This window comes from uncultured Tateyamaria sp., from assembly GCF_947497045.1.
Classification (GTDB): Bacteria; Pseudomonadota; Alphaproteobacteria; order Rhodobacterales; family Rhodobacteraceae; genus Tateyamaria.
On the sequence record NZ_CANMEU010000004.1, the window covers coordinates 401,578 to 423,246 of the forward strand.

The 21,669-nt window shown below is 59.8% G+C and carries 23 protein-coding genes; 16 read left to right on the plus strand and 7 right to left on the minus strand.

Annotated elements, in window-relative coordinates; translation table 11 throughout:
- The first annotated feature begins 19 nt into the window (after positions 1 to 19).
- From Q0859_RS11495 to Q0859_RS11505, 3 genes are all read left to right on the plus strand, one after another.
- On the plus strand, positions 20 to 262 hold the full coding sequence (locus Q0859_RS11495) for a hypothetical protein (protein WP_299151266.1): 243 nt from the start codon (positions 20 to 22) through the stop codon (positions 260 to 262).
- 59 nt (positions 263 to 321) lie between these two features.
- Positions 322 to 1,182: a branched-chain amino acid aminotransferase gene (locus Q0859_RS11500; RefSeq protein WP_299151268.1), complete on the plus strand. Its 861-nt coding sequence runs from the start codon at positions 322 to 324 to the stop codon at positions 1,180 to 1,182.
- 63 nt (positions 1,183 to 1,245) lie between these two features.
- Entirely contained in the window at positions 1,246 to 1,701 is a 456-nt protein-coding gene (locus tag Q0859_RS11505) for a universal stress protein (RefSeq protein ID WP_299151271.1), read from the plus strand.
- 6 nt (positions 1,702 to 1,707) lie between these two features.
- On the opposite strand, the gene Q0859_RS11510 is transcribed toward Q0859_RS11505, so the two are convergent.
- Positions 1,708 to 3,372 carry a Hint domain-containing protein gene (locus tag Q0859_RS11510; RefSeq protein WP_299151274.1) on the minus strand — a complete coding sequence of 555 codons (1,665 nt, stop codon included), beginning with the start codon at positions 3,370 to 3,372 and terminating at the stop codon, positions 1,708 to 1,710.
- A gap of 176 nt (positions 3,373 to 3,548) precedes the next feature.
- Here Q0859_RS11510 and Q0859_RS11515 point away from each other — a divergent pair, with 176 nt between their 5' ends.
- The 10 genes from Q0859_RS11515 (at position 3,549) to Q0859_RS11560 (ending at position 12,298) form a co-directional block, all read left to right on the plus strand.
- The gene (locus tag Q0859_RS11515; protein ID WP_299151277.1) at positions 3,549 to 4,112 is read left to right on the plus strand and encodes a NifU family protein; all 564 of its coding nucleotides are present in this window, start codon (positions 3,549 to 3,551) and stop codon (positions 4,110 to 4,112) included.
- 7 nt (positions 4,113 to 4,119) lie between these two features.
- Positions 4,120 to 4,527, plus strand: coding sequence for a GFA family protein (locus Q0859_RS11520; protein WP_299151481.1), 408 nt, complete (start codon positions 4,120 to 4,122; stop codon positions 4,525 to 4,527).
- A gap of 2 nt (positions 4,528 to 4,529) precedes the next feature.
- A complete protein-coding gene (tsaB, locus tag Q0859_RS11525) occupies positions 4,530 to 5,105 on the plus strand; it encodes a tRNA (adenosine(37)-N6)-threonylcarbamoyltransferase complex dimerization subunit type 1 TsaB (RefSeq protein WP_299151279.1) in 576 nt (191 codons plus the stop codon).
- The gene (gene rimI / locus Q0859_RS11530; RefSeq protein WP_299151281.1) at positions 5,102 to 5,521 is read left to right on the plus strand and encodes a ribosomal protein S18-alanine N-acetyltransferase; all 420 of its coding nucleotides are present in this window, start codon (positions 5,102 to 5,104) and stop codon (positions 5,519 to 5,521) included. The genes tsaB and rimI overlap by 4 nt, the downstream gene beginning before the upstream one ends.
- A 226-nt stretch (positions 5,522 to 5,747) precedes the next feature.
- Positions 5,748 to 6,743: a BMP family ABC transporter substrate-binding protein gene (locus Q0859_RS11535; RefSeq protein WP_299151283.1), complete on the plus strand. Its 996-nt coding sequence runs from the start codon at positions 5,748 to 5,750 to the stop codon at positions 6,741 to 6,743.
- 78 nt (positions 6,744 to 6,821) lie between these two features.
- Positions 6,822 to 8,348, plus strand: coding sequence for an ABC transporter ATP-binding protein (locus Q0859_RS11540; RefSeq protein WP_299151286.1), 1,527 nt, complete (start codon positions 6,822 to 6,824; stop codon positions 8,346 to 8,348).
- Positions 8,349 to 8,460: 112 nt separating this feature from the next.
- The gene (locus tag Q0859_RS11545) at positions 8,461 to 9,558 is read left to right on the plus strand and encodes an ABC transporter permease (RefSeq protein ID WP_299151288.1); all 1,098 of its coding nucleotides are present in this window, start codon (positions 8,461 to 8,463) and stop codon (positions 9,556 to 9,558) included.
- Complete coding sequence (locus tag Q0859_RS11550; protein WP_299151290.1) at positions 9,555 to 10,529, plus strand: ABC transporter permease; 975 nt, start codon at positions 9,555 to 9,557, stop codon at positions 10,527 to 10,529. Before Q0859_RS11545 ends, Q0859_RS11550 begins: the two co-directional genes overlap by 4 nt.
- Before the next feature lie 102 nt (positions 10,530 to 10,631).
- The gene (locus Q0859_RS11555) at positions 10,632 to 11,549 is read left to right on the plus strand and encodes a sulfite exporter TauE/SafE family protein (RefSeq protein ID WP_299151292.1); all 918 of its coding nucleotides are present in this window, start codon (positions 10,632 to 10,634) and stop codon (positions 11,547 to 11,549) included.
- The gene (locus tag Q0859_RS11560; RefSeq protein WP_299151295.1) at positions 11,549 to 12,298 is read left to right on the plus strand and encodes a TIGR02186 family protein; all 750 of its coding nucleotides are present in this window, start codon (positions 11,549 to 11,551) and stop codon (positions 12,296 to 12,298) included. Before Q0859_RS11555 ends, Q0859_RS11560 begins: the two co-directional genes overlap by 1 nt.
- A gap of 75 nt (positions 12,299 to 12,373) precedes the next feature.
- Here Q0859_RS11560 and Q0859_RS11565 read toward each other — a convergent pair whose 3' ends face one another.
- The 6 genes from Q0859_RS11565 to Q0859_RS11590 form a co-directional block, all read right to left on the minus strand.
- Entirely contained in the window at positions 12,374 to 13,906 is a 1,533-nt protein-coding gene (locus Q0859_RS11565) for an AAA family ATPase (RefSeq protein ID WP_299151298.1), read from the minus strand.
- A gap of 59 nt (positions 13,907 to 13,965) precedes the next feature.
- Positions 13,966 to 14,601 (minus strand): acyl-homoserine-lactone synthase, encoded by a 636-nt coding sequence (locus Q0859_RS11570; RefSeq protein WP_299151300.1) that lies wholly within the window; start codon positions 14,599 to 14,601, stop codon positions 13,966 to 13,968.
- Between the two features lie 113 nt (positions 14,602 to 14,714).
- On the minus strand, positions 14,715 to 15,446 hold the full coding sequence (locus Q0859_RS11575; protein WP_299151302.1) for a LuxR family transcriptional regulator: 732 nt from the start codon (positions 15,444 to 15,446) through the stop codon (positions 14,715 to 14,717).
- Positions 15,382 to 15,588: a hypothetical protein gene (locus Q0859_RS11580; protein ID WP_299151304.1), complete on the minus strand. Its 207-nt coding sequence runs from the start codon at positions 15,586 to 15,588 to the stop codon at positions 15,382 to 15,384. The genes Q0859_RS11575 and Q0859_RS11580 overlap by 65 nt, the downstream gene beginning before the upstream one ends.
- A gap of 214 nt (positions 15,589 to 15,802) precedes the next feature.
- A complete protein-coding gene (gene ccrA / locus Q0859_RS11585) occupies positions 15,803 to 17,095 on the minus strand; it encodes a crotonyl-CoA carboxylase/reductase (protein WP_299151306.1) in 1,293 nt (430 codons plus the stop codon).
- A 110-nt stretch (positions 17,096 to 17,205) separates the two neighbouring features.
- Positions 17,206 to 18,597, minus strand: coding sequence for a 1-acyl-sn-glycerol-3-phosphate acyltransferase (locus Q0859_RS11590; protein WP_299151309.1), 1,392 nt, complete (start codon positions 18,595 to 18,597; stop codon positions 17,206 to 17,208).
- Positions 18,598 to 18,682: 85 nt separating this feature from the next.
- Between Q0859_RS11590 and Q0859_RS11595 the strand changes: the two genes are divergently transcribed.
- From Q0859_RS11595 to Q0859_RS11605, 3 genes are all read left to right on the plus strand, one after another.
- Positions 18,683 to 19,078 (plus strand): hypothetical protein, encoded by a 396-nt coding sequence (locus Q0859_RS11595; protein WP_299151311.1) that lies wholly within the window; start codon positions 18,683 to 18,685, stop codon positions 19,076 to 19,078.
- Between the two features lie 73 nt (positions 19,079 to 19,151).
- Positions 19,152 to 21,122 carry a protein meaA gene (locus Q0859_RS11600; RefSeq protein ID WP_299151313.1) on the plus strand — a complete coding sequence of 657 codons (1,971 nt, stop codon included), beginning with the start codon at positions 19,152 to 19,154 and terminating at the stop codon, positions 21,120 to 21,122.
- A gap of 220 nt (positions 21,123 to 21,342) precedes the next feature.
- The gene (locus Q0859_RS11605) at positions 21,343 to 21,666 is read left to right on the plus strand and encodes an H-NS histone family protein (protein ID WP_299151316.1); all 324 of its coding nucleotides are present in this window, start codon (positions 21,343 to 21,345) and stop codon (positions 21,664 to 21,666) included.
- The last annotated feature ends 3 nt before the right edge of the window (positions 21,667 to 21,669 follow it).

A 21,669-nucleotide genomic window follows, 5' to 3' on the forward strand; every position in this document is an offset into this window, starting at 1 on the left:
GATGTCCTAGCGTGGCCGTATGTTTACGATTGAACACGAATTCGACGCCACGGTGATCACGTTGGTCGACGAGGGGGCCACCCCCCTGCAGGAAGACGTGGTGGTCAACAGCTTTGCCGAAGTGATCACGGTCGAGCAATTCGACCCGCGCACAGATCGCGTCGTCAAGATCACCCTGTCGCCCGAACAGGTGCGTGATCTGGCTGCCGCGCTGGACCTGCCCGAAGGGGTCTACCAATTGGCTCCGGATTCCAACCACTGAAAGGTCTGGACCTATGACCTGTCTCTGATAGCGTGGCGCTGCTCAAGGGAGGACAGCGCATGGCCATCGGCTCAAAGATCCGCACGTTTTACAATGGGACCTGGCATGACGAGGATGTCGCGATCATGCGGGCGGCGGATCACGGGTCCTGGGTGGGCAGCACGGTCTTTGACGGCGCACGTTTTTTCGACGGACGCGCCCCCGATCTGGAGGCACATTGCGCCCGTGTGAACCGATCGGCCGAGGCCTTGATGATCACGCCGACCATGGCCCCCGAAGACATCGTGGCAGCGGTGCGCGAAGGGCTTTCTGCGTTCACACGCGACGATGCGGTCTATATCCGCCCAATGTATTGGGCCATCGATGGCGGCACCTCGGGCATCGTGCCCAAACCGCAATCGACCGGCTTTGCGATCTGCCTTGAGACGGTGCCAATGGCTGATCAAGGCGCATCGACCACTCTGGGACGCACCCAGTTCCGCCGACCTGTGTTGGAAGACAACGTGGTGAACGCCAAGGCAGGCTGCCTTTACCCCAACAATGCGCGGATGCTGGCCGAGGTGCGCAAGCGTGGCTTTGGCAACGCACTTGTGGCCGATGCGATGGGCAATGTCGCCGAAAGTGCGACCGCCAATGTCTTTATGATCAAGGATGGCGAGGCGTTTACGCCCATTCCCAATGGCACTTTTCTGGCTGGAATCACCCGCGCCCGGCACATGTCCAACATGCGCGCGGATGGGATGAAGGTGCACGAAACGGTTCTGTCCTTTGCTGACTTTGCCGATGCAGACGAGGTGTTTCTGTCGGGCAACATGATGAAAGTCACCCCCGTGACCGGGTTTGAGGACACATCCTATCAGATCGGGCCGGTCACGCGCCGGGTGCGCGAGATGTATTGGGACTGGGCCGCGTCTGCCTAAGTTTCGATTGCAAGGTTGTGCGCGCGGCGTCATGATCAGGGCCGCTGAGTATAAGGACACCTGATGCGCAAATTTCTGGTCGTTTTGGACGATACCCGCGAGTGTCTTAACGCGATGCGTTTTGCCGCGATGCGCGCTGCAAACACGGGTGGTGGTGTGGCGATTTTGTCGGTGATCCCCCCGGATGAGTTCAACCACTGGATCGGCGTGGGTGCCGTTATGCGGGAAGAGGCGCGCGAGCGCATCCATGCCCATTTCGAAGTCTTTGCCAAATGGATGCGCGACAAGCAGAACATTGACCCCGAGTTGATCATTCGCGAGGGGCAGCCCGTGGACGAAATCATGTCTCAAGTGCATGACGATTCCGAAATTGGCGTGCTTGTTCTGGGGGCCGGGACCGACAAAAAAGGGCCCGGCCCACTTGTCACCCAATTGACCCGGAACGCCGGCAATCTGCCGATCCCCATCACCATCGTACCCGGTGATCTGAGCAAAGAAAGGCTCGAGGCGATCACGTAATGCGGCTTACGCCACCGCCTCCAATGCCTTGAGCGTGTCAGGCAGCATGCAAAAACGTGCGACCGGATGCACAGTCGGTCCATAGGCCTGCACAACGCCGTGTTTGCCAAGATCAGGCAGCAGGCGCCCAAGCGCCCGCATATTGTCCGTCCCGACTGACATCAACCCCCACGCACCGGGATAAAAGCTCTCGCTGGCGAGGCCATCGGTCATAATCAGGTCGTGGCTGTCCAGAAGGAGATGGACATAGGTAACCGATCGCGCCCCGTTTGCCGTGCGCACCTGACCGCCTTGCAGACGGGCCAGATGACCGGCACGCACCAACACACATGACCCGGCCTCGTCACGGTGGCCAAGCGCCAGGGCATGTTGCGCCGACACCCGGATATCAACCGTGTTCCCAAAGGCTCCTGCCGCAATGTGAACTGGCCGCAGCTTCGGGTTGGCGTTCAGCGCGCGTGCGCCCAAATGGCGTTGGCCAACCCATCGTACCTTGCGCAGACCGTTGTCGCGGGTCTGCACAAGGTCGCCAACGCGCAGCGTTTCGACAGGCACCCGCCCGCGCGCAGTCTGCACAAATGTACCCGCGGCAAAGCAGGGAATGCCCGCCGCGTTCAGTTGTTGAGCCGACGACATCTGCTCGGGACTGACACCTTGCAGCGTGATCGTTTCCCCTTCGGGAAACATCAGAACAGCGTTTCCACTGCCATCATCGGACACAACGACATCCTGCGTACGCACCGGCTTGCCATCCAACGTGCGCAGTTCGGTGACATCCAACTGGTCATTGTAATTGCCGTCTGCATCCGCATCACCTGTGTCGAAATCCGTGACATAGGTGTGTCCGTCCTGGCTTTGGACAAAGGTGTCGTCGCCCGCGCCACCCGTAACCGTATTACTGCCCGACCCACCGTCGATACGGTCATCGCCATCATCGCCGTAGATCGTATCGTTACCGATGCCGCCATTCAGCGTGTCATCACCCGCACCACCCCGGATCGAATCGTCACCCGACCCACCCGAGATGTTGTCGTTGCCCTCGTCACCATGAAGGGTGTCATGGCCTGCACCCCCCACCAGCGTGTCATCACCCGACCCGCCATAAACTGCGTCGTCGCCGTCGCCACTGCTGACGTAATCCGCGCCATCCCCCGACTCGACCGTGTCGGCATCCGCGCCGGTAACAAAGCTGTCTTCGTAGTCGCTGCCTGTATAGTGGTTGGCATCGTCAGGATCGTCGGTCGGCGCAACCAAACTGTCATAGCGCGGCGCGTTACCCGCGACGACATCGTTCGGCCCCGAATACGTCCATGCCTTACCGGGAGTGATCTCTCCATCCGCGACCCAACCTGAATGTATTCCGCCGCTTTCGACTTTATAAAGGGTGACGGTGTTGCCCTGCCCATCCGTCAGCGTCCAACTTTCCTCGAGATAAACCTCACCTTCGGCAATCTGATTGCCATTTGCATCGAACTTGCGGGCATATTGATCGCCGTCACCGACCTCGTCGTCGGCGTTGTCCCCGTTGAACCGCACGCCGCCATCGGATTCCTCAATCTCATAGCGCAGCGCGTCCTCGCTGGCGTCAAAATTGGGGTCCAACATCAACTTGCCCTCAGGCGTGATGAAAAAGGCGTTTTGGGCGTAGCCCCCGACGGTATAGTTGGCCATGGATCTGGCTTTCTGCTGCTTTGGGTCCCACAGCCTCTACCCGCCAACCCCAAACGCCCGGTTAAAGGGACATTTTTAGCGAAACCTACATTGGCATCTCATTTTTAGAATCATTCCAAACCTTGACAGACCTCCCCACGATCCGCATATCCAAGAGTAACCCTCAGGAGGTGCCGATGTTCATCCAGACCGAATCCACGCCCAACCCCGCCACGCTGAAGTTCCTGCCCGGCCAAACCGTGCTTGAAATGGGCACAGCAGACTTTCCCACGGCTGAGGCCGCCACCAAATCGCCGCTGGCGCAGCGGGTATTCGGGGTCGACGGCGTCACGGGCGTATTCTTTGGCGCGGATTTCGTCACCGTGACCAAGGCAGATGCCGTGGACTGGGATCACATCAAACCCGCCCTGCTTGGCGCGATCATGGAACATTTCCAATCCGGTCAGCCTGTGATGGACGATGATCACGCCCCCGCATCGGGCCACGCTGAACATACCGGCGAAGACGGCGTTGTCGTGGGTCAGATCAAGGAGCTGCTGGACAGTCGCGTGCGTCCGGCGGTGGCACAGGATGGCGGTGATATCACCTTCCACGGCTTTGATCGCGGTGTGGTCTACCTGCACATGCAGGGGGCCTGCGCGGGCTGTCCGTCCTCGACGCTGACCCTCAAGATGGGGATCGAGAACCTGCTGCGTCACTACATTCCCGAAGTGACAGAGGTGCGTCCTGTCGCCGTCTGATGCCGAGCTGAGTGCGCGCTGCTATTGTGGCGCGTCCCAGCTTGGCTTTGCCCGATCTCCCGCCACGGTCGCCTATTGCCACTGCACGGATTGCCGTCGTTGGACAGGCGCGCCCGTGACGGCATTTGCCGCCTTTGAACACACAGCACTGACCGGCACTATGGGCACACCCTATGTCGCGGACAGCGGGGTCGAGCGATGGTCATGCGCCAGCTGCGGATCACCGCTTGCCGCCCGCTTTCCCTATCTGCCAAACCAGATTTACGTTCCCGTCGGTCTGTTCGATCAGATCGAAACGCTGGCACCCAAGCTGCATTCACATGCCCACAATGCCCTGACATGGCTGCATATTGACGATGATTTGCCCCGCGCAACCGGAACCGCCCGCGACGCCCTGAACCGGACAACCGCATGACGATGGCATCGCCTCCACTGATCCTCGGATTTGACACCTCGGGCGCATATTGCGCCGCCGCGCTGATGCGCGGGGGGCACCTATTGGGTGCCGTGTCCGAGGATATGGCAAAGGGTCAGGCCGAGCGATTGATGGACTTGCTCCAAGACCTGCTCAAAGACCACGACACGGGCTGGAGAGATCTGAATGCACTGGCCGTGGGAACAGGCCCCGGCAACTTCACAGGCATCCGCATCGGGGTGTCGGCGGCGCGCGGGCTGGCCCTTGGGCTTGGCATCCCGGCCTATGGCGTCACCGGGTTCGAAGCGCGCGCACGGCTTGCGCCTGCCGGACATATAGTGGCGATCCCGGCACCGCGCGACATGGCCTATTCCATGACCCAAAACGGACCACAGCTTGGGCCACTTGCCGACATTGCAAACCCGGCCCCTCCGCCCGCGCCACATGAGATGGCCCACGCGATTGCGGCCCACGCCACGACACTGTGGCCTGCCCCGACGGCCCCACCCGCGCCCTATTATCTGCGCGCCCCCGACGCCGCCCCTGCGCGGGACGCACCGCCCGCGATCCTGACATGACACCCGAGACCCTTGCGCGCCTGCACGCCGCCGCCTTTCAAGATCAACGCGCATGGAGTGCGGGTGAGTTTGCACAACTCATTGACAGTGAACATGTTTTTCTAACCGCGCATGCGCACGGCTTTGCGCTGTGGCGGGCCGTTGCGGGCGAAGCGGAGCTGTTGACCATCGCCGTTGACCCCGCCCGTCAAGGGCAGGGGATCGGGCACACCCTGATGCAGCAAGGCATGCAACAGGCCGCAACAATCGCAGATACGGTATTTCTTGAAGTGGCGCAGGACAACGCTGCCGCCTGCGCACTCTATGATCGTTTGGGGTTTAAGGTGATGGCCCGCCGCCCCGCCTATTACCAAAGCGGACCGACGCGCACGGATGCGTTGGTGATGCGCGCATCGCTGCCCATCACCCGGACCTGAAATCCGCTCAAGACACCAACCGCCCTTCGTGCTGCAACGCAAGCACGTCCCGCCCAACAGTTCAGCTTCCCCTTAGGTCATGGGCCTTGCACCTGCGCCAAATCAGCAAAAAGCGGTTGACCCCACCCCGCCCCTGCGGCCTAATCCGGCATGATCGCTGCGATCCCGGGCAGGCGTGGCCCCGCTGTTCCTGCCCCCACAAACAAAAACCGGGAGTAATACCATAATGACCCTGATGCAGAAATTCCTCGGCGCGACCGCCGGGCTGGCCCTGTCCGCAGGCGCTGCACTGGCCGAACCAGCACTGATTTTTGACCTTGGCGGCAAATTCGACAAGTCCTTCAACGAAGCAGCCTTCAACGGCGCACAACGCTGGTCCGAAGAAACCGGCAACTCGTTCCGCGAAATCGAACTGCAATCCGAAGCCCAACGCGAGCAGGCCCTGCGCCGCTTTGCCGAAGCAGGCGCAAACCCGATCGTCATGGCCGGCTTTGCCTTTGCCGACGCATTGGGCCAGGTGGCAGCTGATTATCCAGAGACGAAATTCACCATCATCGACATGGTCGTGGATGCGCCAAATGTCCGCTCGGTCGTGTTCAACGAACATGAGGGCTCGTATCTGGTTGGCATGATGGCGGCCAAAGCCTCTGAATCAGGCACCGTCGGCTTCATCGGCGGCATGGACATCCCGCTGATCCGCAAATTCGCCTGTGGCTATGCCCAGGGCGTCAAGGCAGCCAATCCCGACGCGACCGTCGTGGCCAACATGACCGGCACGACGCCTGCGGCCTGGAACGACCCCGTCAAAGGGTCTGAGTTGACCAAAGCGCAGATCAGTCAGGGCGCTGATGTTGTCTATGCCGCGGCGGGTGGCACCGGCGTGGGCGTTCTGCAAACCGCAGCGGATGAAAACATCCTGTCGATCGGCGTGGACAGCAACCAGAACTATCTGCACCCGGGCAAAGTCCTGACCTCGATGATGAAGCGGGTGGACAACGCGGTCTATCAGGCCTTTACCGATGGGTCCGACATGGAAACCGGGTTCAACGTGATGGGTCTGGCCAATGGCGGCGTCGGCTACGCGCTGGACGACAACAACGCCAGCCTCGTGAGCGCAGAAATGCAGGCCGCCGTTGACGCAGCCTCCGCTCAGATCGCCAGCGGTGAACTGGTCGTGCATGATTACATGTCCGACGACAGCTGCCCTGCGCTGAACTTCTGATCCGGCATCACTGACACAAGGGTCGCGCTGCGCACGGGTTGCGGCGCGGCCCTTTTCCAATCGGGGAACATCACCGACATGACCGCCACCCATCCCGCCATCGAACTCAAGGGCATTTCCAAAGCGTTCGGGCCTGTGCAGGCGAACAAGGATATCTCGATCCGGGTGATGCCCGGCACGATCCACGGGATCATCGGGGAAAACGGGGCGGGCAAGTCCACGCTGATGTCGATCCTCTATGGGTTCTACAAGGCCGACGCAGGCGAGGTGTTCATCGCCGGCCAAAAGACCGACATTCCCGACAGTCAGGCCGCCATTGCGGCAGGCATCGGCATGGTGTTCCAGCATTTCAAACTGGTTGAAAACTTCACGGTCCTCGAAAACATCATCCTCGGGGCCGAAGACGGGGGTTTTCTGAAACCCTCGCTGGCCAAAGCACGCAAATCGCTGGTCGATCTGGCCGCGGAATACGAGTTGAACGTGGACCCGGATGCGCGCATCGAAGAGATCGGCGTGGGCATGCAGCAGCGGGTCGAAATCCTCAAGGCACTCTACCGACAGGCCGATATCCTGATCCTGGACGAACCCACAGGGGTGCTGACCCCCGCCGAAGCGGACCAGCTGTTCCGCATCCTCGGGCGGCTGCGCGAAGAGGGCAAGACGATCATCCTGATCACCCACAAGCTGCGCGAGATCATGGACACGACCGATACCGTATCCGTCATGCGGCGGGGCGAAATGACGGCCACCGTCAAAACCTCCGAAACGTCGCCCGAGCAATTGGCTGAACTGATGGTGGGGCGCAAGGTGCTGCTGCGGGTGGACAAAACACCTGCCGCGCCGGGTCCCGTCGTGCTCGACATCCAGAACCTGCGCGTCGTGGACGAACAAAAAGTCGAACGGCTGCGCGGGATCGACCTGCAAGTGCGTGCCGGTGAAATTCTCGGGATCGCGGGGGTGGCTGGCAACGGGCAATCCGAACTGCTCGAAGTGTTGGGCGGCTACGCGGATGGGACCGGGACGGTCACGTTGAACGGCCAGCCCATTGACCTGACGGGCAAATACTCGGACGGGCGCTCACGGCGGACCAACGGGATTGCGCACGTGCCCGAAGACCGCCAACGCGAAGGGTTGATCATGGACTTTGCAGCCTGGGAAAACACCGCCTTTGGCTATCACCACGACCCGGCCTACACCTCCGGCCTGCTCAGCAACAACGCCGCGATCAAGGCCGAAACCCAGGCCAAGATGAACCGGTTCGATGTGCGCCCCCCGAACCCGCAGCTTGCTGCCAAGAACTTCTCGGGCGGCAACCAGCAAAAGATCGTGCTGGCGCGCGAAATCGAACGCAACCCCGACCTGCTGCTCGTGGGCCAACCCACACGGGGGGTCGATATTGGGGCCATCGAATTCATCCACCAACAGATCGTGGCGCTACGCGATCAGGGCAAGGCGATCCTGCTCGTCTCGGTCGAACTCGAAGAAATCCTCAGCCTCGCAGACCGGGTGGCAGTCATGTTCGACGGACAGATCATGGGCGAACGGCTCTCGCAAGACACCGACGAAAAAGAACTGGGCCTGCTCATGGCCGGGGTGGGTGCATGATCCCTTCATCTTGCAAAATAAACTCTGGGGGAGTCGCGCAAGCGACGGGGGTAAAACCCCCTAAAACATCGCGCGTGCGCAGCACTCAATCAGATAACATCGGAGACCACTCATGGACGTGATGCCCAAATGGGCCGAGGTGGTCCTTGTTCCGCTCATCTCACTGCTGCTGGCAGCGATCCTGTCCGCACTCGTCATCCTCGCCATCGGCGAAGACCCCATAGCGGCTGTCAACCTGATGGTCACGGGCGCGCTCGGGTCGACCTATGGGTGGGGCTACACGCTTTATTACGCGACCAACTTCATGTTCACAGGGCTTGCAGTCGCAGTCGCCTTCCACGCGGGTCTGTTCAACATCGGGGGCGAGGGGCAGGCGATGCTCGGCGGGCTTGGTGTCGCCCTTGTATGCCTGTTCATCCCTTGGCCCCACTGGACCATTGCAGTCTTGGCCGCCACCGTTGGTGCGGCGGTTTTTGGCGCGCTCTGGGCCGCTATTCCGGCCTATCTACAGGCCAGACGCGGCAGCCATATCGTGATCACCACGATCATGTTCAACTTCATCGCCGCAGCCGTGCTGAACTACATGCTGGTCAACATCCTGCGTCCCGCGGGCAGCATGGACCCCGCAACCGAGCGTTTTCCCGAGGCGGTCCACCTGCCCTCACTCCATGATCTGCTTACCCCCTTCGGGATCGCCTTTTCCAAGGCGGCACCCGCCAACGTCTCTCTGGTCATTGCGGTCATTGCCTGCGTGCTTGTCTGGGTCCTCATCTGGCGCACGCCTTTGGGGCTTGAGATCCGGTCCTATGGCAAATCCCACCGCGCGGCGAGCTATGCGGGCATCGGCGCGGTGCGCATCACCATGATCGCCATGCTGATCTCGGGCGGGCTTGCGGGCATGATGGCAATCAACAATGTCATGGGAGAGGCAGAACGGCTGGTTCTGAACGCGGTCGAAGGGGCCGGGTTCATCGGCATCGCCGTGGCGCTCATGGGGCGCAGCCACCCGTTTGGGGTGTTTCTCGCCGCAATCCTCTTTGGGTTCCTCTACCAGGGCGGGGCGGAACTTGCGCTCTGGACGTCGATCCCGCGTGAGTTGATCGTGGTCATCCAGGCCCTTGTGATCCTGTTCACGGGCGCGCTCGACAACATGGTCCGGATGCCACTTGAACGCATATTCCTGGCCATTCGTCGGGGGGGCACGACATGAACTTTCTCGCACTCTTTGATCTGTCGGTTCTGGACTCCACCGTCCGGCTTGCCGTGCCCTTGTTGCTGGCCTGTCTTGCCGGCCTGTTTTCGGAACGCGGGGGCATCTTTGATATCGGGCTTGAAGGCAAAATGCTGGCCGCCGCCTTCTTCTCGGCTGCCATCGCCGCCACAACCGGGTCGGTCTGGATCGGCTTGCTGGCCGGGATCGGTGCCTCGCTGACGCTGTCCGCAGTGCACGGGGTCGCCTCGATCACCTTCCGTGGCAATCAGCTGATCTCGGGCGTTGCCATCAACTTTCTGGCCGCCGGGCTGACCGTTCTCATTGCCCAAAGCTGGTTTCGGCAAGGCGGGCGCACGCCATCCCTGATCGGCGGCGGGCGGTTCGAGCCGATCACGCTGCCATTCGCAGATGCGCTCACCACGGTGCCATTCTTCGGGCCGCTGTATTCCGAACTGATCTCGGGCCACTCGATCCTTGTTTATGTGGCGCTGCTTTGTGTGCCCGGTACATGGTACATCCTGTTCCGCACGCGCTTTGGGCTGCGGCTGCGGGCCGTGGGCGAAAACCCGGCAGCAGTGGACACGGCGGGCGTGTCGGTTGTCGGCCTGCGGTTCGCGGCCGTCGGCATCTGCGGGATTCTGTGCGGGATCGCGGGGGCCTACCTTGCCACCGGCCTGCAGGCAGGCTTCGTCAAAGACATGACTGCGGGGCGTGGGTTCATTGCGCTCGCCGCACTGATCTTTGCCAAATGGCGGCCCTGGCACGCATTGTGGGCAACGCTGCTGTTTGGATATCTTCAGGCCATTGCCCTGCGTCCGGACATTATCGAAGGGGCGCTTGGGTTCAAGGTACAGGTGCAACTGCTGGACGCAATGCCCTACATCCTGACGGTGGTAATCTTGGCCGGATTCGTGGGCAAGGCGATCCCGCCGCGCGCCGGCGGTGAGCCCTACGTCAAGGAACGTTAACAGCCCACCCGCTAAGGCCAGTTTATACACACTCATCAAACCAGTTTGCTGCGCGGCGGCGAGACACCTTGATTTGGCGCAGAACCCGTCCTAACAGGGTTCATGCAAATTTACCTGCCCATCGCCGAGGTATCGGTCAACGCCTTCCTTTTGCTGGGACTTGGCGGAATGGTGGGTATTTTGTCGGGCATGTTCGGCGTGGGCGGCGGGTTTTTGATGACCCCGCTGCTGTTCTTTATCGGCATCCCCCCCGCCGTGGCCGTTGCAACCGAAGCCAATCAGATCGTGGCGTCGTCCTTTTCGGGGGTTCTGGCGCATTTCAAGCGAAAGACGGTGGACCTCAGGATGGGGGTCGTGCTGTTGATCGGGGGATTGATCGGGGCCGCACTTGGGGTGGTGCTGTTCAACTATCTCAAGGCGCAGGGGCAGGTCGATCTGCTGGTCAAGCTGTGCTACGTCGTTTTTCTGGGCGTGATCGGCGGGCTGATGTTCATCGAAAGCCTGAATGCGATCCGCAAGACCGCCAAAGGCGGCGCGGTCCCCACACGCAAGAAACACAACTGGATCCACAAGCTGCCGTTCAAGATGCGGTTTCGGGTGTCGGGCCTTTATATCAGCGTGATCCCACCCGTTCTGGTGGGGCTGTGTGTCGGTGTTCTGGCCGCAATCATGGGCGTTGGCGGCGGGTTCATCATGGTGCCTGCCATGATCTACCTGTTGGGGATGCCGACCAAGGTCGTTGTGGGCACGTCGCTGTTTCAGATCATTTTCGTGACCGCCTTCACCACGATGCTACATGCGACGACCAACTTTACCGTCGACGTGGTGCTCGCGGTTTTGCTGCTTGTCGGGGGCGTCGTTGGCGCACAGGTCGGCACCCGGATCGGGGTCAAGATGAAGGCCGAACAGCTGCGCATCCTGCTGGCGATCATGGTGTTGCTGGTCTGTGGCAAGCTGGCCTTTGATCTGCTGGTGATGCCCTCCGAGTTGTTCTCGATCGCAGCCGAAGGGGGACACTGATGCGCTGGCTGATCGCCCTGCTGCTGCTCGCATTCCCCGTTGCTGCCGAAGAGGTGGTTTTGGGTCTGAGCCAGGATGAAATCGCCATCACCACCAGCTTTGATGGCTCCGAGATATTCGTGTTCGGTGCGGTCAAACGCGAAGCCCCGATTCCCGAAGGCGAGTTGGGCGTGATCGTTACCATTGCAGGCCCATCCGTGCCCGTGACCGTGCGCCGCAAGGAGCGCCGTTTCGGGATCTGGGTCAACACCGATGGGGTCGAGATCGAGTCCGCACCCAGCTATTATGCTGTCGCCACCAGTGCCAATCTGGACGAGGTATTGAGTGTACGCGAAAACCTGCGCCACAAGGTGTCGGTGCCCAGCATGATCCAGTCTGTCAGCGCGCCCAACACGGTGCTGGATGCCAGTGCCTATGTCAGTGCGCTGATCCGCATTCGCGAAAACTCGGGCAATTTCCAACTGCTTGAAGGCAAGGTCGTCGTGGATGATGAGACCCTGTTTCGCACACGTATTCGCCTGCCCGCGGCGCTGACCGAAGGGGCCTATGAGACCCGCATTTTTCTGACCCGCGATGGCAATATCGTGTCGCAATACGAAACGGCCATTGATGTGCGCAAAGTCGGGCTGGAGCGATGGCTGCACAGCCTGAGCCGCAACCAGCCCGTGGTGTATGGGCTTATGTCTCTGGCGATTGCGATCTTTGCAGGCTGGAGTGCATCAGCGGCATTTTCCCTGTTGCGCAACTAGCGCCCGGTCGAGGGCGCGAGAGGCCAGCCCCTCAAACTCCCCGCGGTATTTTTGGTCGAAAGAAACCGGACCCCGTCAGATTTCGGGCTCGGTTGCATCCAGGGTGAGCGGTGCGGCAGGTGTGCTGCGCAGATCATCAATGGTGAGCGGGTTTGTCGGCTTTGACAGCCGGTTGCGCACCACCCAGATCAGCCGATCCTGCGCCCGTGTGATCGCCACATAGGCCAGCCGTTTCCACAGTGGCTGCCCGGCCTCGGATCGTCCCATCCGCGCCGCGCCGTATAGGTCTGGCGCAAAGACCTGCACCGTGTCCCACTGGCTGCCTTGTGCTTTGTGGATCGTCACCGCCGCCCCGTGCAGGAACGTCGCCCCCATGCGCGCGGCGTAGGGGATGAACGGTTCTTCTTCATCCGGTTTTTCGATTTTCACAATGGAGGCCGCCGACACTTGAGGGTCCTCCGCCCCCATCACATGCAAACGCGAAAAGCCCGGCTTGCGCCCCTCCCCCAGATAGATCACCTGCGCCCCCTTGATCAGGCCGCGCGCCTCGAGGTCCAGCCGTTTCTTGCGATGTTTCAGCGGAAGTTCGAGGCCGTCGCAAATCAGCGGCTCCCCTTCGATCAGCGCATCCTGCGGCGCGCCATAGACATCGCGGAATGCGTTGATCAGCCGGATGCGTGTGGCGTTGCGCCAGACCAGAACGGGGCTGCGCGCCATCAGATCAACCTCCACCCGCTGACCCCAGACAACGCGTTCGTCACGAGCGGCAGCCTCTTCCACCATCTTTTCAAAGCGGTAAAAGTCCACCTCGGGGTCCGCCAAAGCGTGCGCAAGGTCAAGGATCGGGTTGTCCGCCTCTTGCCGGTGGATGCGATTGAGGTTCAGCACGCGGGGGGCGGGCAGTTTTTCAAACACCATCGCACCGGATTGATTGACCGGGGCAAGCTGCGCCGGATCACCAAACATCAACAGAGTGGGAAAGATTTCCTTGAGATCCCCGAACTGCTTGTCATCCAGCATCGACGCCTCGTCGATGAACCCGATATCCAGCGGTTCCTCGCGGCGTTTCCAACCTGTGATAAAGTCCGAACCGCGCAGGCCCGCCGCCGCCAATGCGCCGGGGATCGACTTGTTGCCCTGATAGAACGCATAGGCCCGGTCGAGGGCTTGGTCGGTCAGCCCTTCGACCTCGGGGCGGTCACCATTGCCTGCGAGCCACTCGGCAATCCGCTCGTATTCCGGGTCATAGACCGGCGTATAAAGAATACGGTGGATCGTGGTCGCGGGCACCCCGCGAAAGCGCAAGACACTTGCCGCCTTGTTGGTGGGCGCGAGGATGGCGAGGGTGCGTTTGTCTTTACGCTTGCGTGATTCATAGTCGCCCGACACGATCTCGACTCCTGCCGCCTCAAGCGCCTTGTAAAGCTCGGCCAACAGCAGTGTCTTGCCCGACCCGGCCTTGCCCGTGATCGCCATGACGGAGGTTTTGGAGGACTTGGGCGGCATCAAAAGCGCGTCGTCCAGATCAACCCCCGCGCCGCGCAACATGTCCGTTACGGCATCAAAGGCGCTCGCCTGATCGTCAGAAAGGGAGAGGGTCGTCGTCATGTCGCGACCCTACAGTTGGGTCGCGACAGGGGCCAGCGCGTTTCGCCGCGCGGCGGGAATTAGGCTGTGCGTGCGAAAGGTTCGGGGGCGATTGTCCCGAAGGCGCGATCAAACCACTGGCGCGAACGCTCAAGCGGCACGCCCGCACGTTCTGCCACCTTGGCGGCGGCACCTTGCTCGAAATGCCACAGCCCGACGCTGATCTGATCGCGGCCCGTGCCTGCGCTGCCCAGCACCTCTGGGGAGGAGCCGATCATACGGTAAATGCGGACCATGCGCGCATCAAAGACCCCGACGAAGTGTTCGACACCAAAATTCTGCATGATCTCACCCCCGCCCAGCATCAGCGCAGCGGCCACGTGGCTACCAGCGCCACGGGTCAGGCAAAACCGGGTGCATTCCCAAATGACCGGGCTGGTAATGGGGCCAGAGATCAGATCGCCAAAGTGCTCGTTCACCATAGTGCGCCCGGTCGTCGGCAGAAACCGCATGGACCCGCCATGGCTGCCGTCAGGTTCTTCCCAGATCACATAAAGCGGGTTCAGGTCATCATATTCGTCACGCTCGCACCCATCAGCATCAATGCTGACATCCCAGCCAAGTCGGGTTTTGAACTGATCCGCACGGTCGCGAAACATGGTGCGGGCAAGTTTGGGGTGATCAACCAAGTCGGAGGCATAAAGATAGCGCAGCATTTCAGGATTCCTTGTCAGACCAGAGCAGGTATGACCGAAACACTACTTAAACGTGCGTTAACGTCTAGACATTCTCGCGTACGATGTGTTGCCGCGCGTGGCAACGGGGGGTGTCAGACGACAATCAGCCCCCGACTCATTGCCCGTGCGACCGCGTGGGTCGTGTTCATAGCACCCAGTTTAAACCGGGCGCTTTCGATGTAGACGCGCAGGGTATGCTCGGAAATGGCGAGCGTATCGGCCACCTGAGCGCGGCTGTATCCCATCGCAAGGAACGTCATCGCATCGACCTCTCGCGGGCTGAGGGACTGGGGTTGATCGGGCGTCCTCTCTGGTTCGAAATCAAGAGCCTTTTCGTTGAAGTAGTGGGCGATCAGGATCAGGTCGCGGCGGTGCGCATCTGTCCAGGCGGCCCAGATGTCGTCGTCGCAGGAGTGGCTGACGGTGAAAAGTGCGAACTGGCCGTTGGGCCCCCGGATAGGCACCGAGAACCCCTGGTTCCCGACGCCGTGTGATATAGCCTCTGCCTGAAAGGCGCGGGCGGCTTTGCTGGACCAATCGAGCCGCTTCCAATCAACGGGGTGAAACCTTTGAAAACAACCAAGAATAACTGGATCGACGCGGAGGTAGTTTTGCTCAAGATAGCGATCACGCCATGTGTCTGAATATGTCCCGCATCCGTACTGCGCCCCGGCGGAATCGACCCAATGATAGATGACATGACCAACCGAATAGTGGCTTTGGATCGCCTCGGTTGCGGCCTGTAATGCGTCCAGCCCCTCAGCTGTTTCCAAATCCCCCAAAATGACTTCCAACGGCTGCCTCGCCGTCGTGACGCTGACCATCTGCTGTATCCTTCATCGCGGCGATCTCGGCCATGGCAACGATTGCGGTGTCATCCAACTGTTCTGCCAAGTTTGGCATGTTGTTGGCCCGTGCAAAGGTCTTGAGGTCCGTAAGAACGTCCAGTATCCAATCACTTCTCATTCCCAGACTCTCCCTGAAGTGGTTAATGAATCATTAACACAACTATAGCATGAGCATTCTCACGCTGAAAATTCACCTATTTCTACTCCCCAGAAATGGTGAGGGCGCTTTTTTTAACCCACTGAACCTGTTGAAGCCCCCGAGAATACGAAAACGCCCGCGACAACCAGAGGTGATTCGCGGGCGTTGAAGGCACATCCACAGCGTGTAGGGATTAAGCGCGGGCCTCCAGCGCGTCTTCGAGGGTGCGCAGCCCGGTTTTAGGCGCTTGCACCAGCACCGACATATTGCCGGGCTTGTGTTCGTTACGCAGCATCTTCATGTGCGCGGCAGGCAGGTCGTTCCATTCGAACACTTCGGACATGCACGGGTCCAGACGGCGTTCGACCATCAGATGGTTGGCGGCCGAGGCTTGCTTGAGGTGCGCAAAGTGGCTGCCCTGCAAACGCTTTTGGTGCATCCACATATACCGGACATCAAAGGTACAGTTGAACCCGGTGGTGCCCGCGCAGATCACGACCATGCCGCCCTTCTTGCACACGAATGTCGACACCGGGAACGTGGATTCGCCGGGGTGTTCAAACACCATATCCACATTGACGCCCTTGCCGGTAATGTCCCAGATCGCTTTGCCAAACTTGCGCGCTTCCTTGAACCAGTCGTTATATTCCGGCGTGTTCACCGTAGGCATCTGCCCCCAGCAATTGAAATCCTTGCGGTTCAGGACGCCCTTTGCGCCCAGCTCCATCACGAAGTCGCGCTTGGATTCATCCGAAATGACCCCAATCGCATTGGCCCCGGCGGTGTTGATCAACTGGATCGCATAGGATCCCAAACCACCCGAAGCCCCCCAGACCAGGACGTTCTGACCGGGTTTCAGATCGTGAGGTTCGTGCCCGAACAGCATCCGGTAGGCGGTCGCAAGCGTCAGCGTGTAACACGCACTTTCTTCCCAGGTCAGGTGCTTGGGGCGGGGCATCAATTGCTGGCTTTGCACACGGGTGAACTGGCTGAAGGACCCGTCCGGTGTCTCATAACCCCAAATCCGTTGCGTTGGCGAATACATCGGATCGCCGCCGTTGCAGAATTCATCATCGCCATCATCCTGGTTGCAGTGGATTACCACCTCGTCCCCGACTTTCCAGCGTTTGACCCGGTCGCCCACGGCCCACACGATACCCGACGCATCGGAGCCTGCGATATGATAGGGGTGCTTGTGCCCGTCAAAGGGGCTGATCGGCTGACCAAGCGCGGCCCACACCCCGTTATAGTTCACGCCCGCCGCCATCACGAGGACGAGCACGTCATTGCTGTCAAGTTCCGGCACCTCGACCACCTCTTGCAACATGGCGCTGTCAGGTTCGCCATGGCGCTCGCGGCGGATCGCCCATGCGTACATTTGTTTGGGAACATAGCCCATCGGGGGTATCTCACCCATCTCGTACAGATCTTTTTCGGGCGCGTCGTAGGATGCAATGCCCGTGTCAGTTGCAAGGTCGAGTGCCATGTCAGCCTCCGTTTGGAATTTCTGTGCCGCAGCGCAGAATCGCAGCGTGTTCAGGCTGAATATGACCTCAAACGCAACATTGCAACACATGATGCGTCTATTTTGTAACTTTATGACTTTGCACACGCAGCATCCAGAGGTGCATCCACCTGCGCACCTTCAACGACACCAAGAGAGTTCGCGTAGTATTGGGCCAGGGCTCGCTCCTCTTCTGACATCTGCCAGCCATCATCCGACAACAGGAAAACACGCCGTTTTGCCATCAACGCGCGGGCGCGGATAACGTAGCTTGCAACATCTCCTTCTTCGATGGCCGGAACCGCTCCCCGCGTGCGCGGCAACAGATCACGCACCGCCTGCACCATCTGCGCTTCGCTCAGTGGCGCGGGCGCGTTCAGCATCACATGCGACAGCAAAGGCACAAACGTCACCGGCATCACATCCTCGATCCGCGTCTTCAACTTGTCCGCCAACCGTTCAATCGGGCCATCCGGTCCAAACTGGCGCAAGGACAGCGGCTGCCCGAACATCACCGACGCCATCCCAAACCGGGCATCGCGGCGCAAAACGCGCTGCCAGATGTTGTGGAGGATGAACTTCATAATGACCGAAATCCGCGCCCCAAACCGGCGATCCCCACGTTTGTCCGCAGCGATTAGGACCCGATCTTCGAGTATGCGATCATAGTTGATCGCCACGGGGACGAACACGACGTCCCGCCCGTCGGCATCAAACCCTTCGACCACATAGGACAGCAGGCCCATCTTCAGCGGCATCAGCTTGCCATTTACGGTCAACCCGCCTTCGGGAAAGATGGCCTGGGTCACGCCACCTTGCGTCGCCATCTGCACATAACGGGCCAGCACCTTGCGATAAAGCTGCCCCCGCGCACGGCGGCGAATGAAATACGCACCCATCGACTTGATCAAACGCGACAGCGGCCAGACCCGCGCCCATTCCCCAACTGCATAGCTCAGCGCTGAGGCCTGGGCGGCGAGATATGTCACCAACACATAATCCATGTTGCTGCGGTGGTTCATCACAAAGATCACCGTGGCATCCGGGCTGACTTTGGCCAGTTGGGAATCGTTGTTCACGCCAGTACGCACATCATAAAGGGCATTGGCCAGCCACCGCGCCGCCCGAGCGCCAAAGCTGAAATAAGCAAAGGCGGAAAAACTTGGCACGATCTCACGCGCGTAACGGCGGGCCTGCTCAAAGGCGACGTTTTCGGGCACGCCTTCCTTTTGGGCATGGGCGGCAATCGCCTCGGACACTTCGGGATCATAGATCAGGCGCTGGATCATGTCATAGCGGCGCGCCAGCTTGAACGGCTCAATCGGGCGGGTCAGGCGTTGGTTAAGGCGGGTGACCGCCCTTTCAAGGCGACGACGAAAGAACCAGCGCACGGACGGAAACAGAAAATGCGAGGCGAACGTCACCGCTGCGAACAGCACGATCAACACAAAAAACCACAGCGGAAGTTCAACAGTTCGCATCATCGCGGCCAATCTCGCAGGGCGACGGGCCGGGGTAAAGCGGTGTTTCGGGGTGGCGCTCTGCCCTTCTCTGGTCGACACTGCGCGAATGTATGATGGCGATTCATTCTACACGCTCAGCATGATGGGCCGAATTGGGCTGGTCCTTGTGTCGCTGATGTTTGCGGCCATCGCACTTGGTATGACCCGCCTGATGACCTTCACACGGCCCATCTATCTGCGGATTCCGATCTGGATCGTGGTGTTCATCACATTCGTGTGGGCGTCACCGCAGGGGTATTACACCTACTATCGGCTCATCATTGACGGCCTGCCCGCGCAATCAGTGATTGGTCCGCCGCCACCCCCTCAGGAAATCATGGCCCTGTTGACCTTTAGCGGCAAAAGCAACCTGTCGGCCCACAGCATAGGCATTCTTGGATGGCTGATGTTGGTCGTCGCGCTTTTGCCGTACCGCAAGAAATGCCGCAACGCAGCGGATTGACTGCGCCACATAATTACCTATAGATCACATCAAACGTAATTATCTTGCTTGCCTAGTTCACAAGGGGTGCACCATGACTGATGCCGTTCAAAAAGATCGCCCGTGGTTGATCCGAACATATGCGGGCCACTCGACCGCTGCGGCATCCAACGCGCTTTACCGTGCAAACCTTGCCAAGGGGCAGACCGGCCTGTCTGTCGCCTTCGATCTGCCCACCCAGACAGGCTATGACAGCGATCATGTTCTGGCGCGGGGCGAGGTGGGCAAGGTCGGCGTGCCCGTCTCGCATCTTGGTGACATGCGCACGCTGTTCGCCGACATCCCGCTGGAACAGATGAACACGTCCATGACGATCAACGCGACGGCTCCCTGGCTGCTGGCGCTTTACATTTCGGTGGCCGAAGAACAGGGAGCGGATGTGGCGACGCTGCAAGGCACCGTACAAAATGATCTGATCAAGGAATATCTGAGCCGGGGCACGTATATCTGCCCGCCCGAGCCCTCATTGCGAATGATCGCGGATGTGGCTGAATACTGCTATACGCATGTGCCGAAATGGAACCCGATGAATGTGTGTTCCTATCATCTGCAAGAAGCGGGCGCGACGCCCGAACAGGAATTGGCCTTTGCATTGGCTACCGCGACGGCGGTGCTGGACGCACTGAAACCCCGCATCGCACCACAGGATTTTCCAGCCGTTGTGGGCCGCATTTCATTCTTTGTGAATGCAGGCATTCGGTTTGTGACCGAGATGTGCAAAATGCGCGCCTTTGTCGATCTTTGGGACGAGATTTGCGAGAAACGCTATGGGGTGAGCGATCCGAAGTTTCGCCGTTTCCGCTATGGGGTGCAGGTCAATTCGCTTGGGCTGACCGAACAGCAGCCCGAAAACAACGTCTATCGTATTCTGATCGAAATGCTGGCCGTGACCCTGTCGAAAAAGGCCCGCGCACGCGCTGTCCAATTGCCCGCCTGGAATGAGGCGCTTGGCCTGCCCCGCCCCTGGGATCAGCAATGGTCGATGCGGATGCAGCAGATCATGGCCTATGAAACGGACCTTTTGGAATTTGATGATCTCTTTGACGGCAACCCGGCGGTTGATGCAAAAGTCGATGCGCTCAAGACCGGTGCACGCGCGGAATTGGAGCAATTGGATGCCATGGGCGGCGCAATTGCGACGATTGACTACATGAAAGCGCAATTGGTTCAATCCAATGCGGAACGGCTCAACCGGATCGAAAAGGGTGAAACGGTTGTGGTCGGCGTGAACAAATATCAAGCCGGAGAACCTTCGCCCCTGATGACCGGAGACGGCGGGATCATGGTGGTCGACCCTGCGGTCGAACAGGAACAGATTGATCGGCTGACGGCCTGGCGCGATGCGCGTGACACAGATGCGGTGGCTGCGGCGCTGGCTGATTTGCGGGCTTCGGCTGCGGCGGGTGAGAATGTCATGCCCGCCTCGATCCAGGCGGCCAAAGTCGGTGTCACGACCGGAGAATGGGCCGCACAGATGCGCACCGTTCACGGGGAATATCGTGGACCGACAGGGGTTTCGACCTCTCAATCAAATATGACCGAAGGGTTGGACGCATTGCGCGACGCGGTGGACGTGGTCAGCGACAGGCTTGGGCGGCGGCTCAAGTTTCTTGTGGGCAAGCCGGGTCTTGATGGGCATTCCAACGGTGCGGAACAGATCGCCGTACGGGCCCGCGACTGCGGCATGGACATCACCTATGAAGGCATCCGGCTAACCCCAGAAGAGATCGTGCGCGCGGCGCGCGAAGACGGTGCACATGTGATTGGATTGTCGATCCTGTCCGGCAGCCACATCCCATTGGTCGAGGATCTGATGCAGCGCCTGCATGCCGAAAACCTGACGGATATTCCGGTGATTGTGGGCGGGATCATTCCTGATGACGACGCAGAGCGGTTGCGCACCATGGGCGTTGCCCGCGTCTATACGCCCAAGGATTTCGAATTGAATACCATCATGTCCGATATCGTGACACTCGCTGATCCCCAGGCCGTGGCCGCGCAATAGCACGATCCCTCGCAAGAGGGATTGCATCGTCAATAATGGTCAGCAATTTTCCGAATTTGGAACCATCTCGGTTATTTCCGGTATTCCCACTCCCGGTCGCAAAAAGCACGCATAACGAGCGGGGATATGCTGCTGACACAAATTGATGCACCCACACCATTGCATTTTTTTGCAAATTGAAAAATACGGTCAAATTACACGATAAATACTGGAGATGAAAATGGCGATCAAACTCGACAAGATGAGCCGCAAAGAGCTGGAAGCGTTGCGGTCTGACGTGGACAAGGCGATCATTGACCTGCGCAAAAAAGAAAAATCAGACGCATTGGCCGCAGCCCAGAAAGCCGCAGCCGAGTTTGGTTTTTCGCTTGATGAACTGACATCGAAACGGGGTGGAAAAGCGGGCGCAAAAGGTGCCAGTGCTGAACCCAAATACATGAACCCCGAAAACCCGACACAAACATGGACCGGAAAAGGCCGCCAGCCGAACTGGTTCAAGTCCGCGTTGGAAAACGGTAAGAAAGCCGACGATCTGATGATCTGAGAA

What these genes read in the sequence shown, in the direction of transcription:
- Q0859_RS11495 (WP_299151266.1), top strand. Translation starts at nt 20, where the DNA reads ATGTTTACGATTGAACACGAATTCGACGCCACGGTGATCACGTTGGTC.
- Q0859_RS11500 (WP_299151268.1), top strand. Translation starts at nt 322, where the DNA reads ATGGCCATCGGCTCAAAGATCCGCACGTTTTACAATGGGACCTGGCAT.
- Q0859_RS11505 (WP_299151271.1), top strand. Translation starts at nt 1,246, where the DNA reads ATGCGCAAATTTCTGGTCGTTTTGGACGATACCCGCGAGTGTCTTAAC.
- Q0859_RS11510 (WP_299151274.1), bottom strand. Translation starts at nt 3,372, where the DNA reads ATGGCCAACTATACCGTCGGGGGCTACGCCCAAAACGCCTTTTTCATC.
- Q0859_RS11515 (WP_299151277.1), top strand. Translation starts at nt 3,549, where the DNA reads ATGTTCATCCAGACCGAATCCACGCCCAACCCCGCCACGCTGAAGTTC.
- tsaB (WP_299151279.1), top strand. Translation starts at nt 4,530, where the DNA reads ATGGCATCGCCTCCACTGATCCTCGGATTTGACACCTCGGGCGCATAT.
- rimI (WP_299151281.1), top strand. Translation starts at nt 5,102, where the DNA reads ATGACACCCGAGACCCTTGCGCGCCTGCACGCCGCCGCCTTTCAAGAT.
- Q0859_RS11535 (WP_299151283.1), top strand. Translation starts at nt 5,748, where the DNA reads ATGACCCTGATGCAGAAATTCCTCGGCGCGACCGCCGGGCTGGCCCTG.
- Q0859_RS11540 (WP_299151286.1), top strand. Translation starts at nt 6,822, where the DNA reads ATGACCGCCACCCATCCCGCCATCGAACTCAAGGGCATTTCCAAAGCG.
- Q0859_RS11545 (WP_299151288.1), top strand. Translation starts at nt 8,461, where the DNA reads ATGGACGTGATGCCCAAATGGGCCGAGGTGGTCCTTGTTCCGCTCATC.
- Q0859_RS11550 (WP_299151290.1), top strand. Translation starts at nt 9,555, where the DNA reads ATGAACTTTCTCGCACTCTTTGATCTGTCGGTTCTGGACTCCACCGTC.
- Q0859_RS11555 (WP_299151292.1), top strand. Translation starts at nt 10,632, where the DNA reads ATGCAAATTTACCTGCCCATCGCCGAGGTATCGGTCAACGCCTTCCTT.
- Q0859_RS11560 (WP_299151295.1), top strand. Translation starts at nt 11,549, where the DNA reads ATGCGCTGGCTGATCGCCCTGCTGCTGCTCGCATTCCCCGTTGCTGCC.
- Q0859_RS11565 (WP_299151298.1), bottom strand. Translation starts at nt 13,906, where the DNA reads ATGACGACGACCCTCTCCCTTTCTGACGATCAGGCGAGCGCCTTTGAT.
- Q0859_RS11570 (WP_299151300.1), bottom strand. Translation starts at nt 14,601, where the DNA reads ATGCTGCGCTATCTTTATGCCTCCGACTTGGTTGATCACCCCAAACTT.
- Q0859_RS11575 (WP_299151302.1), bottom strand. Translation starts at nt 15,446, where the DNA reads ATGGTCAGCGTCACGACGGCGAGGCAGCCGTTGGAAGTCATTTTGGGG.
- Q0859_RS11580 (WP_299151304.1), bottom strand. Translation starts at nt 15,588, where the DNA reads ATGAGAAGTGATTGGATACTGGACGTTCTTACGGACCTCAAGACCTTT.
- ccrA (WP_299151306.1), bottom strand. Translation starts at nt 17,095, where the DNA reads ATGGCACTCGACCTTGCAACTGACACGGGCATTGCATCCTACGACGCG.
- Q0859_RS11590 (WP_299151309.1), bottom strand. Translation starts at nt 18,597, where the DNA reads ATGATGCGAACTGTTGAACTTCCGCTGTGGTTTTTTGTGTTGATCGTG.
- Q0859_RS11595 (WP_299151311.1), top strand. Translation starts at nt 18,683, where the DNA reads ATGTATGATGGCGATTCATTCTACACGCTCAGCATGATGGGCCGAATT.
- Q0859_RS11600 (WP_299151313.1), top strand. Translation starts at nt 19,152, where the DNA reads ATGACTGATGCCGTTCAAAAAGATCGCCCGTGGTTGATCCGAACATAT.
- Q0859_RS11605 (WP_299151316.1), top strand. Translation starts at nt 21,343, where the DNA reads ATGGCGATCAAACTCGACAAGATGAGCCGCAAAGAGCTGGAAGCGTTG.